The sequence below is a fragment of the Pedobacter petrophilus genome (assembly GCF_009674725.1).
Classification (GTDB): domain Bacteria; phylum Bacteroidota; class Bacteroidia; order Sphingobacteriales; family Sphingobacteriaceae; genus Pedobacter; species Pedobacter petrophilus.
Genome location: NZ_WKKH01000001.1, coordinates 114,503 through 128,836, shown reverse-complemented (window position 1 = coordinate 128,836; position 14,334 = coordinate 114,503). Strand labels below are relative to the sequence as shown.

At 37.8% G+C, this 14,334-nt stretch carries 13 protein-coding genes; 11 read left to right on the top strand and 2 right to left on the bottom strand.

The window, feature by feature from the left end; all coding sequences use genetic code 11:
- Positions 1-33 precede the first annotated feature (33 nt).
- Entirely contained in the window at positions 34-1,803 is a 1,770-nt protein-coding gene (locus tag GJU39_RS00470) for an ABC transporter ATP-binding protein (RefSeq protein ID WP_154278715.1), read from the bottom strand.
- 119 nt (positions 1,804-1,922) lie between these two features.
- The gene (gene truA / locus GJU39_RS00465) at positions 1,923-2,675 is read right to left on the bottom strand and encodes a tRNA pseudouridine(38-40) synthase TruA (protein ID WP_154278714.1); all 753 of its coding nucleotides are present in this window, start codon (positions 2,673-2,675) and stop codon (positions 1,923-1,925) included.
- A gap of 183 nt (positions 2,676-2,858) precedes the next feature.
- On the opposite strand from truA, the gene GJU39_RS00460 reads away from it, so the two are divergent.
- The 11 genes from GJU39_RS00460 (at position 2,859) to GJU39_RS00410 (ending at position 14,328) form a co-directional block, all read left to right on the top strand.
- Positions 2,859-3,329 carry a hypothetical protein gene (locus GJU39_RS00460; protein ID WP_154278713.1) on the top strand — a complete coding sequence of 157 codons (471 nt, stop codon included), beginning with the start codon at positions 2,859-2,861 and terminating at the stop codon, positions 3,327-3,329.
- Between the two features lie 84 nt (positions 3,330-3,413).
- Positions 3,414-3,881, top strand: coding sequence for a DUF4293 domain-containing protein (locus GJU39_RS00455; RefSeq protein WP_154278712.1), 468 nt, complete (start codon positions 3,414-3,416; stop codon positions 3,879-3,881).
- A gap of 21 nt (positions 3,882-3,902) precedes the next feature.
- On the top strand, positions 3,903-4,772 hold the full coding sequence (locus GJU39_RS00450; protein WP_154278711.1) for a carboxylesterase family protein: 870 nt from the start codon (positions 3,903-3,905) through the stop codon (positions 4,770-4,772).
- 12 nt (positions 4,773-4,784) lie between these two features.
- Positions 4,785-5,573 carry a pseudouridylate synthase gene (locus GJU39_RS00445; protein ID WP_154278710.1) on the top strand — a complete coding sequence of 263 codons (789 nt, stop codon included), beginning with the start codon at positions 4,785-4,787 and terminating at the stop codon, positions 5,571-5,573.
- Positions 5,574-5,719: 146 nt separating this feature from the next.
- Entirely contained in the window at positions 5,720-7,645 is a 1,926-nt protein-coding gene (locus GJU39_RS00440; protein ID WP_154278709.1) for a DEAD/DEAH box helicase, read from the top strand.
- A gap of 216 nt (positions 7,646-7,861) precedes the next feature.
- A complete protein-coding gene (locus GJU39_RS00435) occupies positions 7,862-9,001 on the top strand; it encodes a hypothetical protein (RefSeq protein ID WP_154278708.1) in 1,140 nt (379 codons plus the stop codon).
- A 477-nt stretch (positions 9,002-9,478) separates the two neighbouring features.
- Positions 9,479-10,012, top strand: coding sequence for a hypothetical protein (locus GJU39_RS00430; protein ID WP_154278707.1), 534 nt, complete (start codon positions 9,479-9,481; stop codon positions 10,010-10,012).
- A 14-nt stretch (positions 10,013-10,026) separates the two neighbouring features.
- A complete protein-coding gene (locus GJU39_RS00425; protein WP_154278706.1) occupies positions 10,027-10,182 on the top strand; it encodes a hypothetical protein in 156 nt (51 codons plus the stop codon).
- Between the two features lie 160 nt (positions 10,183-10,342).
- Complete coding sequence (locus tag GJU39_RS00420) at positions 10,343-11,056, top strand: restriction endonuclease (RefSeq protein WP_154278705.1); 714 nt, start codon at positions 10,343-10,345, stop codon at positions 11,054-11,056.
- 434 nt (positions 11,057-11,490) lie between these two features.
- Positions 11,491-13,077, top strand: a complete 1,587-nt coding sequence (gene bshC / locus GJU39_RS00415; protein ID WP_154278704.1) for a bacillithiol biosynthesis cysteine-adding enzyme BshC — start codon at positions 11,491-11,493, stop codon at positions 13,075-13,077.
- A gap of 165 nt (positions 13,078-13,242) precedes the next feature.
- Positions 13,243-14,328: an Ldh family oxidoreductase gene (locus GJU39_RS00410; protein ID WP_154278703.1), complete on the top strand. Its 1,086-nt coding sequence runs from the start codon at positions 13,243-13,245 to the stop codon at positions 14,326-14,328.
- Positions 14,329-14,334 lie beyond the last annotated feature (6 nt).

The window sequence follows — 14,334 nt, the reverse complement described above, 5'->3', positions numbered from 1 at the left end:
TAAATTAAGAAATTCTATGGGAAAATGGTAAAATTAAGCTTTAGCTATCCCGCCGGATGAGAATTGCAAGTCGTAAAGTTTTTTGTAATAGCCGTTTAATTTTAACAACTGCTGATGCGTTCCCTTTTCCTTGATCTCGCCTTTATCCAATACAATAATCTGATTGGCCTTTTGAATGGTAGACAAACGATGGGCAATAACAATCGAAGTTCTGCCCTCCATTAAGTTATCAATAGCTTTTTGAATCAGCAGTTCTGTTTCTGTATCAACTGATGAGGTGGCTTCATCCAAAACCAGGATAGCCGGATTGTGAACCAAAGCACGGATAAAAGAAATCAATTGCGCCTGGCCGGCAGAAAGTGTTGCGCCCCTTTCCATCACATTATACTGATAACCTCCAGGTAAACGTTCGATAAATTCATGTGCACCTACTTTTTTAGCTGCGTCAACCACTTCCTCTATTGTAATTTCCGGGTTATTTAAGGTAATGTTATTTAATATTGTATCCGAAAACAGAAAAACATCTTGTAAAACGGTTGCAATATGGCTCCTCAGATAGTCTAAATCAAAATCCTCAATTTCGATCCCATCTACCGTAACTTTACCTTTTCCTATTTCATAAAAGCGATTTAAAATATTAATGGTTGATGATTTCCCCGCGCCGGTTGCACCCACAAGGGCTACAGTTTCGCCGGCTTTCACTTCAAAAGAGAGGTCTTTTAAAACATAGTTGTCTTCATTGTAGGCAAACCAAACATTTTTGAATTCGATATCCCCTGCCAATTTCCCTGGTTTGAATTGCCCGTTATTCGGGGTTGTTTCTTTGGTATCGAGCACTTTAAATACACGTTCTGCGCCTACCATTCCCATTTGCAGGGTGTTAAATTTATCCGCCAGTTGGCGAATGGGCGTAAAAACCATTCCCAGATAAATAATGAATTGGGTAATTGTTCCAGGAGTTACGTCCATCGGTTTGGCTAAAATACTTTTGGCACCATACCAAACCAGCAGACCTAAAGACATTGCAGAGATTAATTCCACCACCGGAAAGAAAATAGAATAATACCAGTTTGAGCGGATGTTTGCATCGCGATAGCGTTTATTTATGGCATAGAACTTTTTATATTCTTGTCTTTCTCTGGCAAAATATTGCACAATGGAAACGCCTGTAATATGCTCCTGAAGGAAAGTATTAAGATTCGAAACTTCATTTCTGATCTCCTGAAAAGACACCTTAATGGCTTTTTGAAACTTCCTGGTGGCGATAATCAATAACGGGATCGGTAAAAGTACCACCAGGCTTAATTCCCAGTCGGTATAAAGCATTACTCCAATTATTACCACTACTTGCAATGAATCTCCGATCATGGAAATCAGCCCTTCGGAGAAAATATCGGCGATGGTTTCCAAATCTGATACCGTTCTGGTGATTAATTGGCCAATAGGTGTCTGATCAAAAAACTTTAGCCGAAGTTTGGTAATGTGGTTAAACACATTGATTCTTAAATCGCGAATAACCGATTGCCCAAGTGTATTGGTTAAAAGCGTGTGGTTATATTGTATAAGGGTTTGCAGTAGCAGCATAAAAATCATCAGCATAGTCATATTGACCAGACCGCTGTATTCACCTGCAAGAATATAATGATCAAGCGTATATTTAATTAAAAAAGGCCTGACAGGAGAAATCGCAGCTAGTAAAACAGTCAAAATTACCGACCAAACAAAAATAGCACGGTAAGGCTTTACGTATTGAAAAATACGTTTCAGCAATCCTGTGTTATATACTTCGCCTGTTACTGCCATTTTTAGGGTTTAGGGTGTAAGGTAGAAGGTTTAAGGCGCTTCTCAGGTTACACAAAATTTCAAAAATCAAATTCTTAATTAAGGCGATTGTCAACCTTTTAGCTTACGCCTTTTACCCTCTACCTTAAATAAGGGTATTCTACTTTAACTAAATATAAACCGCAAGCAGCTACTGACTGTCCGGCGCTGCTTCGATTTTTACTTTCTATAATGGCTTCAAAATCCGTTAAACTGATTTCATTTTTTCCGATGCGGACCAAAGTACCCATAATTGCCCTCACCATATTCCGCAAAAAACGATCGGCCTCAATAGTAAAAACTAAACCACCATCAATTTCTTCGAAGATGGCTTGAACAACTTTGCAGTTATTGGTGAATGTTTGGGTATTAGACTTACTGAAACAGGAGAAATCTGTATAATTTAACAACAATGCTGCTGCCTCATTCATCGCCACTACATTCAGTTTATCTTTAAGCAACCAGGACCGGTTAAGCTTGAAAGGATCTTTTTCAAAATGAACATAATACTGATAAGCACGGGCCGTGGCATCAAACCGGGCATGGGCATCATCGTGAACCGGAATAATTTGTTTTGCTGCAATTTGATACGGTAAAAGTGCATTGATCCCTGCAATGGAATTTAACACTTTCTTTTCCTCAGCATCTACGAGATCGAAATGTGCATAAAAGTCTTTAGCATGCACACCTGCATCGGTTCTACCACAACCCAAAGTTTCTACAGGCTGCCTCAAAACCGTCGACATGGCCCGGTCTAACAATTCTTGTACAGTAATTGCATTGGGTTGAATTTGCCAGCCATGATATAAGCTGCCATCGTAAGCGATTTGGATGAAGTACCTTTTTTTGTTCAAAACGCTGCAAAAATACTTTTTTCCTTTTAATTAGCAGGAATAGTATAGCGCAATTAAATATATTTCAACTGTAACGATTTTATTTGCAAGTTAATTTATAATATTAGCAGATCTAAGGACTATGCAAAAAAACTCATGAAATTTCACCCCCTCTTCGCGATCTTATTTCTAACCGTTTTTTCAATGATGCTAGCTTGCTCCTCACGAAAGCTTTATTTGACTAATAACCGGCTTTCTGGCACTTTCACACGGGGCAAGGCGGATAGTATCAGAAATTATCTTACCCAAATATCAAATGAAAAGATACAGGACACCGTATTTATAAAATATGAATTTAATGGAGAGACGTGCTGGAGTATACTTGATGGAGAAAGCGATAAATATATAGCGGGAGTAATTCAAAGTGCAAATGATTACACGCAGCGATATAAAAATGCCCATCCAAATGTTACCGTGTTACGAATTAAAGAAAGTGGAAAAAACTTTAATAAACTGGTGCTTCGCAATCCTAAAATGATTGTCGACAGTGGCTATTTACGCCAAAATGTGTTTTTAAACACCGCAACGTGCGGAACATCGATGAAATTGTACCCTAACGGTAATTATGAATTCATGCTTTCTGATGCTCATTTCAAAATACTTGATTCAAAATAAAAAATGGCTTCAAGGTGATTTGCAAAACCTTACTTTGCAAGCAAATGCATTTTTAGGTAAGTTTGTGAAAATTTTATTTTCAGCATGATACAACGCATACAATCTATCTGGCTTTTCTTAGCAACCCTTTCTTTAATACTGATGCTATTTTTACCCCTTGCTACGAAGGTAGCTAATGGCTCAGAATCGGAAATTTATACCAATGGACTACATCATATTTTTGAAGGAAAAAATGGAAAAGCACTTAAGGCTGAGGTATTTCTACCCCTAATTATTGCGAATGTTATTGTTATTCTAATGTGCTTCATCAATATTTTCAACTTCAAAAGACGAACCTTACAAAAACGCGTGGCAATTTTTACCATCATCGCCATTATCGGCTTTGCTTTTTGGTGCAGTATCTATGCAAAAGAACTTCCTGGCGGTATAGAAGGTGCAAGTTTTGGTATTGGCGCTTATTTACCAGCTTTAGCCATCTTGTTTATTGTATTGGCTATATTCGGCATTAATAAAGATGAACGTTTAATTCGTTCGGCTGAAAGATTAAGATAGCTATATACTAAGCCTGACCTAATGCCACATAAATTTAACCATTGCTTTTATCTTCTGATGATGGCCTGGCTTTTGTTTGCTTCTTCATGTAGCAGCAGAATCTCAACCTTCGGAAGGGTAAAAATTGCGAAACGTTCAGATTCGCTTCGGCTTAAAGAAAGAATAGCAACCATAAAAAGTATTAAAAATGAGCGTTTTGAAAAGGGTTTATTTAAAGGCACTTCTGACACAACAATTGTTTATCGCCTATTTAAACCCTTAAATTCCAGGAACCAGAAACTGCCATTAATTGTCTTCTTTCATGGCTCCAACGCCGTCGGTACAGACAACGTTAGTCAGCTTGGAATTTTAGCTAAGCTGTTTGCAATGGATAAGACGCAGGCAAAGTATCCGGCCTACGTGTTGGCACCGCAGTTTCCTTCCAGGTCATCAAATTATTCATTAGATCAGCAAAGAAATCTGCTCACTTCAAGTCCTCAACCTTGTTTAACAGTTGCATTACAGTTAGTAGACAGCTTGAAAACAGCTCTAAATATTGATCAGAATAGAATTTATGTTGTTGGATTTTCAATGGGTGCATCAACAGCAATCAATGCGCTGGCATTAAGACCTGATTTATTTGCGGCAGGAATTAGTGTTTCCGGCATCCCTCAATTTAATCAGATAGCTATGCTATCGAAGATTCCCTTGTGGATTATCCATGGAAATGCGGACACTGAAAATCCCTTTGCCAGCGATGAACAATTCTATAAGGAAGTGAGCCATGAACATAAAATCCGTTTTTGGGAAATGGATAATTTGTCGCATAATGATATTTTTTCTACTCCTTTTTTAGGCAACGAACTTCCAAACTGGCTGTTCAAAAACACAATAAGTAAAGCGAATAATTAAATTGAGTAGTTCATGGCCGAAATTTCTATAGATCCATATTTCACACCTTTCGATGAAGTGATCTCAACGGAAATTGTTTCTGCAAAATTTAGTTTGATGATTACCAAACCGCATCCACTTTGTTTGCTGGCGGCCAAACAACTGCAAGCTTATTTATCAAACCAAACCGATTGGATTCACAATTTCGGATTATCTGATCAGAATGAAGGCACAGTGATTGGCAAAATGTTCGGCGTTTTGGTGGTTCAAAACCCACTCGGCGAAATCGGGTATCTTTCTGCCTTCTCAGGAAAGTTAGCAGGCAGTAATCAACATGCCAAATTCGTACCACCGGTGTTCGATTTACTTACCGAGAATAGTTTTCTTAATATAGGAATGGAAGAGCTCACCGTGATGAATCAAATGATCAGCGCGCTGGAAGACCAGAATCATCCCGCACAAAAAAATGAAATTATCCGGTTAAAAGAAAAACGAAAAGCCCATTCTGTCGCATTGCAGGATCAGATTTTTGAACATTATCATTTTTTTAATCTGGCTGGTGAGGAAAAAAGCCTGACGGAGATTTTCGCCAATGCAGGCTACAAAAAACCCCCTGCAGGCGCAGGTGAATGTGCCGCACCGAAACTTTTACAGTACGCTTTTCAACATAAAATGAGGCCAATTGCCCTGGCAGAATTCTGGTGGGGACAATCGCCAAAGTCAAATTTCTGGAAACATGGTCATTTTTATGCATGCTGCAAAGAAAAATGTGAACCTATTTTCGGGCACACCTTAACTGGTATTGAGATCGAAAAACACTAATTAAACCTTCGAATCGAAGTTATCCGTCTGCTAAAACGCTTATCGCCTTATTCTCAATTCATTACAACAAAAACTATTTAACCTTCTACCCGTAAAATACCAATAATTAAGCTTACCTTTGCGGCTCAATTAAAAATAAAAGACGAATGACAAACCCATTTCAATTATTGGGGATAAGTGATGACGTCGTTAATGCCGTAAAGGACCTTGGATTTGAAACTCCAACGCCTATTCAGGAGCAAAGTATTCCTGTACTGTTAGAAGGCACTAATGATTTTGTTGGTTTGGCCCAAACAGGAACAGGAAAAACAGCCGCATTTGGTTTGCCGCTGTTAGAACTAATCGATTTCAAAGTTAATAAACCACAGGCATTGATTTTATGCCCTACCCGTGAGTTATGCTTGCAGATCGCTAACGACCTTAAAAACTTTTCTAAAAACGTTGCTAATGCCCACGTTGTTGCCGTTTACGGTGGCGCGAACATTATGCAACAGCTACGTGAAATACGCCAAGGCGTTCAAATCGTAGTGGCCACGCCCGGCCGTATGTTGGATATCATTGGCCGTAAGGCGATTGATTTTTCTTCAGTTAAATATGTTGTGCTTGATGAAGCTGACGAAATGTTAAACATGGGTTTCCAGGATGACATTAACGACATTTTATCAACTACTCCTGATGACAAAAAAACCTGGTTATTCTCGGCTACCATGCCGGCAGAAGTTCGCCGTATTGCTAAAAAATACATGAACGAGCCTGTTGAATTAACCATGGGCACCAAAAACACTGGTAACGTAAACATCGAACACGAATATTATATTGTTCGTGCCCGTGATAAATACGCTGCCTTAAAACGTATTGTAGATTTCAACCCTGAAATTTTTGCTGTAGTATTTTGTAAAACCAAACTGGATACACAAGATGTTGCTGAGCATTTAATCAAAGATGGTTACAATGCCGACGCTTTACACGGCGATTTATCGCAACAACAACGTGATAAAGTAATGCAACGTTTCCGTGAGCGTAACATGCAGTTGTTAATTGCTACTGATGTTGCTGCCCGTGGTATCGATGTAAGTGGTGTTACTCACGTAATTAACTACTCTTTACCTGACGAAATTGAAAGTTATACCCACCGTTCAGGCCGTACCGGCCGTGCTGGTAAAACCGGTATTTCCATCTGTATCATCAACTCTAAAGAGGTTGGAAAAATCCGTTCATTGGAGCGCATCATTGGTAAACAATTTACCAAAGCTGAGTTACCAACAGGATTTGATGTTTGTGAAAAACAATTGTTCTCTTTAGTACATAAAGTACATAACGTAGAAGTTAATGTAGAGCAAATTGATCAATACATTCCTCGTATTATGGATGAATTTAAAGATTTATCTAAAGAGGATGTAATCAAACGTTTTGCTTCATTAGAATTTAACCGTTTCTTAGATTACTATTCTAAAGCGCCGGATTTAAATGCTGCAGCTGGCGAAGATCGTGGCGAAAGAGGCGAACGTAGTGCTGGTCGCGGACGTGGTAGCGAAGGTTACACCCGTTTGTTCATCAACTTAGGTTCTGTAGATGAATTTACCCGTGGCGATATGTTATCATTTATCTGTAACAACGGTAAAATTGGTGGTAAGAGCGTTGGTAAAATTGATTTAAAAGGTGTTTTCTCTTTCTTTGAAGTAGAAGATGCTGTTGCTGATACGGTGTTTGAAGGCTTTAAATCTGTTGAATTTAATGGTCGCCAGGTTCGCATTGAAAAAAGCGGAGATGGTGGTCGTGGTGAAGGTGCAGGCGAAAGACGCGGTGGCGGTGAAAGACGTAGCGGTGGTTTCGGTGGCGGCGGAGAACGCAGAAGTGGCGGAGGCGGTGGTTTCCGTGGCGGTAGCGGCGGCGGTGAGCGTAGAAGTTCTGGCGGTAGCGGCAGACGTGAAGGTGGAAGTCGTGAAGGCGGTGGTTTCAAAGATTTCTCGGGACGTAGTCGCGATGAAAAAGGTGGAAACACTGGCGGAAGCGGACGCAGAGAAGGTGGAAGTCGTGAAGGTGGAAGCGGCGAACGCAAAAAAAAATGGTAAATCATTAACACAAAATATTTACAAGCCCTCCCGAAAAATCGGGAGGGCTTTTTTGTTTAGAAATCCTTAAGTTTATTGAGTTCTTAGTTTTATACCAGCCCAAAATAATTTTAATTTATCTAAAAGATTTTAAACGTTTATATTCGTTTTAAGTGTTTAAAAACGAAACTTGGTTGCGTATATTTGGGAGTTAGCTGTATTTTTTAGAAACCAAGTATGCTGTCAAACTTCTTAATTAAGCACATTTTTAGACAAGAACCAGAAATTGGAATATTTTTAGGTACTGTAAAACAAAAAGGTTCAACAATTGCTTATGTAAACTCTGCTAATATTTGGAGAAAGGAAACTTTAAATACTAAGATTAAAAGTATTTTCACTTTTAATTGGATACCATCGGAAGATTTAATTCAAACGGCAAGTAAAGAAACTCTTAATCAAGCAATATATGGTTATGAAACAGATTATAATGAAGGTCTTTTTAAAATAAATTCTTGGCACAATTCTCAACATTGGAATTTAGAAGATTTGACAGAATTTGATAAGAAAAAATCAGAAAGCCTTGATGCACTTACTATATTAATTAGGACAAGTCACAGAAGACTAACTTCAAATTCACTTCATATAAGTATTGCAAAAAGGGCCGAATTTATATGTGTTTTATTACATCCAATGGTTGTAAAAATACCTGTAACTTCAGTTATACATTACGTGGATATTCATTCTGCATTTGCTTTTAATGAAATTAGAAAAGCAAATTTTCCTAATGCTGACGATTTGATTTCATACATATATGAGCTTCAATTTATTCAACAAAAAATTGCACTATCTCTTCACGAACTCGTATATCTAATTGATTATGCAGAAAAGAACAAGTCAAATTCTTTATTAATTAAAGCAGAACTTTCATCAATAAGTGAAGTAGAAACAATATTTGCATATTTAAAAGCCTCAATTGAAAAAACTATTGTAATAATTGGCTTGACCTTTGGAATTAAAAATCTAGAAACAAAAAAAACTCACAAATCAAAAATTGATGCATTAATAAAAGATATTCCGCAACGAGTAAAGGAGTTATTTTATTACGAATTTGTGTTTAACTTTATTAGCTCAGAGAGTTTGGATAGTTTAAATAACCATAGAACAGGAATTTTACACAAGAAAGGAATTTCAGATTTGCAACCGCACTCATATCTTGGAAAAAAATCAGAGGAAAATCCTCTAAAGAAAATGTTTTCAGTTATTATGCAACAACACGCTATTAATAGTGCTGTTTTAATTGGAACTTACGCTATGTTGACTGACGAATTAGTGAGATTAGTACCACCTGACATTTCGCCGTTTGATATACCATATTAAAAATAAAACTATAGCTAACAACAGCTTGGCAAAATGGCGGTTTTAGTGCTAAATTCAACGGCAGTTCTTCGATTGAACTTTTGTGCAAAACTGAACGATTTCCGCCACATCGCCAAGCCGTAAACTGTTAGCAGATATAATATGACGACACAAAACGACATAATTAAAATTGGAAAATATTTACCTTGCTTTGACCATTCTGACCAACTAAAGTGTTTTAACTTTTGTTCAAGACGTGTTGTAGATGACAGTAGAATCGAAGAGAATTACAGCTGCTAACAGCACATTTGCAATAGGCGGGGTTTCGTGCTACGCAGACAGTTTGTGGTTAAAGAAAGCGTAGTGCTCCGAATGAACATTTAGCCCAGTAACAAACCGTTAGCGATCATGTTTCACATACACTCACCAAAGTGTATACCCTATTAGCAAAAGACAAATAGCACTTGATTAAACCTTAATTTTTCGTAAATTAGTGTATTGAAAGAGCAGCAGACAACGGAATTCGATTTTGTAATTGACAAGCTTACAAATTCTATTGAAAATGCAATTTCAGGTGAAGTGTTTGATACGTCAATTATGAAATTGACGGCATCTGATACCAAGATTATTAAGAAGAGCGAGTGGGCATTTGACTGGCAGAATGAGTTAAAGAATGAAGCTAAGCAGGTTTCTAAATTGACAACAGTTAACAATTTAGCCATCATCCAGGGACTTATAAGCTTTACCGACACTGGCGACCATATTTTTATGAACCTAATTGAGAGTGCAAAGTTCAACAAAGGAAAGAACAAGCTTTATAAAGGGGTTGCCGGAAATCTAATTGCCTTTTGCTGTAAAACCGCATTCGAACTAAATTACGACGGAGTTGTTTCCTTTGTAGCCAAAACCCAACTCGTTTCCCATTACCAGGAGACATTGGGTGCCAAGATTTATGGTGGGAACAGAATGTTTATCGATACTAAAGAAGCATTTATTTTGGCTACTAGATATTTTAAAGATTTTAAGTTATGATAAATTTCAAAAAGATGGACGACAAAGACTTTGTATTCGTAAACAAAACTTTGACAGAAAAAGAAGAAAAAGAATTCAGCGATTTTCTAAAAATACGTAAGAAAAAATCTGTGACACCTAATGTAAGGACAAATCCTAAGCCTTATATGGGTAATAGCACGAACCGCTAAAAGGAGGTTTGTCAAAAATCTTCTATGACTTACCAAATTGCATAAAGGTTTATCCCGGGCTGCCACCATCGCTAAGCTCCGGAGCATTGGGGGTCACTTTTATTGGCCTTATATTAGAAAATTTTAAAATCAAAGATAAGTATTAAACCTTAAATGCAACATGAATATTGGAAAGGAATTTGAGGAATACATAAGATATATTTTTTTTCATATTTTAAACATAAAAGATGAAGGCATTGAAATCAAGGAAAGACATAAACTACAAGGACTCAGTGGAGAAATGCACGAATTTGACTTATTTTACGAATTTGACAAATCTGGCATTAAACATCAGGTAGGAATAGAGTGTAAAAATACTAACCGCCCCATTGAAAGAGCAGAAATACAAATTTTTGTCGATACGCTTAATAATTTTAGAAATATTGTAGGTATTTTTATTTCTAAAAGCGGGTTTCAATCGGGGGCAAAAGAGTATGGTAAAAAACACGGACTTATCTTAATGGATAATGACGACTTGCCAACATTTTCTCAAATGTTTGCTGATAGAATAAAAATGGTTTCTATACCCGAAGAATCCTATATAGGAGAACCATTTTGGGCAATTATGGAAATAAATGATAAAAATAGGGCTACCGGCTCTTACTATGGCACAAGCAAACCATTCCCACACATCCCTATTTATTTCTCAAAACGTCATGCGGAATCAATGCTTGAAGTTTTAAATAAAAATGGCACAGCAAAATATGCGGTTAGAGGGCTACCTCAATATGCATTAAGAGCATTTATTATTACAACCAAACTTATGAATATTCGCATTATGATTTGCCTAAAAGACAGAAATACGATTAAGGCGACAGACTTTTTTGCTTTTTAAATTTCAAATGATGAACTTCAGAAACAATATTATTATGGAGAGCAAATAGACTTTTCTCTGTAATTTTATCCAAAGAAAAGCGAACGTCCAACATCGGTTTTGTGCAAGTTGGCGGTGCCTGAAGAAATAATTGAGCATTTGTAATTCTACCCTGCTTTTGTACGAAATTTCAATTGACGCGATTCTAATCCCAACAAGCACAAAGCCGTTCTCCATTGCCGTCAATCTTCACTGATATCTACTAAGACAGTCACAATATTTGTTCCCCAATTGAGATCTTATATCTTTAACCAAATCGTTAATGAAGCCAAACTTCGACATCGAATTATTGCCCGAAAACTAGAACCATAGAATGTGACTATTAATTATTTAACAATTGTAAAATAGTTATTCAGCTTTATGAATATCCCTAAATTGCAGTACTTTCGCTAATTATGCAGGCAAAATACATTTCCTATCAGGAAACCGGTTCTTTCTCCAAATTGGTTTTAGATTATATCAATAACGAAGAAGCGCTACAGCCTTTTTATAGTTATCGCCCGGACATGGAAGGCCTCGCAGAAGCAATCAAAAACAGGAACTTTTCTGGTGATCGAAAAGTACTTGTTGACGTTTTAAAATCACAGTATGAACCCCTCAAAACCAATAAGTCGGTAACCAAAAATATTGAATTATTAGGCGATCAAAATACTTTCACAGTCACCACAGGGCATCAGCTGAATCTTTTTACCGGTCCGCTTTATTTTATTTATAAGATTGTAACGGCAATAAACCTGGCAATAGAGCTGAAGATTGCCCATCCCGATCAAAATTTTGTTCCGGTATATTGGATGGCCACAGAAGACCATGATTTTGAAGAAATCAACCATGTCAGTGTTGATGAAAAAAACATCAGCTGGATTCAAAAAACCAATGGCGCAACAGGCAGGTTAAGCACCAAAACAGTTGCAGCCGCTGTTACTGCTTACAAAGGTTACCTAGGTATCTCCAGGAATGGTAAACACCTTGCAAAACTCGTTGAAAAGGCCTATCTCGAACATGATAACCTGGCAGATGCTACGCGGTATTTAGTCAATAAATTATTTGAAAAATATGGGTTAGTTATTGTTAATGCTGATGATGCAGCTTTAAAAAATCACTTTAAAAACATCATCACGGCTGATATCATTGAACACAACAGTGCGAAGAACATTGATAAAAGTTCAAAGGAACTGGAAGATTTAGGCTATAAAACGCAGGTAAATGGTCGGGATATCAACTTTTTTTATTTAAAGGATGATCTGCGTGAACGTTTACTTTTTGAAAAAGGAAAGTATACGGTCAACAATACAGATCTTCATTTTTCAGAAGAAGCCCTCCGTGCAGAGATTAATGCTCACCCCGAAAGATTCAGTCCAAATGTAGTGATGCGGCCTATGTACCAGGAAGTTATCTTGCCAAACATTGCCTACATTGGCGGTGGTGCTGAAGTAGCCTACTGGATGCAGCTAAAAGCTAATTTTGATTATTACCAGATAGATTTTCCAGTGCTATTACTTCGTAACTCGGCTTTATTAATTGATAAAAGAAGTGCTGAAAATATTTATAAACTGGGTTTCTCGCTGGAAGATGTTTTTCTTCCGATCGAAGAACTAAAAAATCTTTGGGTAAGAAAAAATTCGACAGCTCAACTGAGTTTAGCTGATGAAACCCGGGCGATAAACAGCATCTTCGATCAGATTAAACTTAACGCCTACAAAATAGATAAGACACTTTCGGTATCTACAGATACGGCCAAGCAAAAAACCAACCACCTGCTGGCAAACCTCGAAAAGAAACTATTCAGGGCCGAAAAACGCAAGCATGAAATGGCTTTGATCCAAATTGAAAACGTTAAGAAGAGGCTTTTCCCCAACGGAACTATGCAGGAAAGAACTTTAAACATTGCGCCCATGTATGTAAATTACGGAGAAGATTTTCTTTCTACGTGCATTGAAAATTTTGAACCTTTAGGTGGAGATTTTACTTTGTTGCTTCCATAAAGAGCAAGGATAAAAGAGCAAAGACCAAAGAATAAAAACCAAAGAGCAAGGAATAAAGACTAAAGGGCAAAAGAATCGATAGATAGCAAAAAATAAAAAATGGAAACCGGTTTAAAGGAATAAATCATTGTTCTTTGCTCCTTATTCCTTAATCAGATTTAAAAAATGAACTTCATCACTTTCACAGAATCTCACCTCAGAACTTTCACTTTCAATGTTTTTAAGAAAATGGGCTGTTCTGATGAGCATGCAACTTTGGCTACAGATGTTCTCCTTCGTTCCGACTTACGTGGAATCGATTCTCACGGAGTAGCGAGATTAAGCGGCTATGTTCGTTTGTGGGAGAAGAAAAGAATCAATGCTACGCCAAATATCAAAATCGTACACGAAACGCCTACTACGGCAACTATCGATGGTGATGCTGGCTTAGGTTTGGTGGTAGCCCCTTTCGCCATGCAGGTAGCGATAGAAAAAGCAGAGAAATATGGTACGGGATGGGTTTCGGTAAAAAACTCTAATCACTTCGGTATTGCAGGCTACCACGCGTTAATGGCAGTAGAAAAAGACATGATCGGAATTAGCATGACCAATGCGAGCCCATTGGTAGCGCCAACCTATGCAAATGAAAGATTATTGGGTACCAACCCGATGTGTTACGCTTTTCCGGCAGGGAAATATCCACCAGTAATTGTAGATATGGCTACCGCAGCAGCAGCAAATGGAAAGTTAGAAATCGCACAACGTGCAAATAAAAGCATTCCAGACGGCTGGGTTCAGGATAAAAACGGAGATAGTTCTACTGATCCAAATGAATTAAAAAACGGTGGCTCTTTGTTACCGCTTGGGAGCGATAAAGATCATGGAAGTCATAAAGGATACGGCTTAAGTGCTACAGTTGATATTTTATCAGCTGTGCTTTCTGGTGCAAACTACGGCCCTTGGGTTCCGCCTTTTGTGGCTTTCCTCGAGCCCTCAGCAAACCCTGTAGGGGAAGGCCTGGGTCACTTTCTCGGCGCTATGCGGGTAGATGGATTTCGTCCGGCGGCAGACTTTAAAAATCACCTCGACAATTGGGTAGAGCGCTTTAAAAGTGCAAAAACAATTGATCCTAATAAGAAAGTCATTATTCCAGGCGAACCTGAGTACGAATTTGAGCAGGAACGAAAAGTTTCGGGAATCCCTTTGATTGATGTCGTAGTAAAAGACTTAAATGAGCTTGCCGAAAAGCTGGGAATAGCTACCTTAAATTAAGGTGAA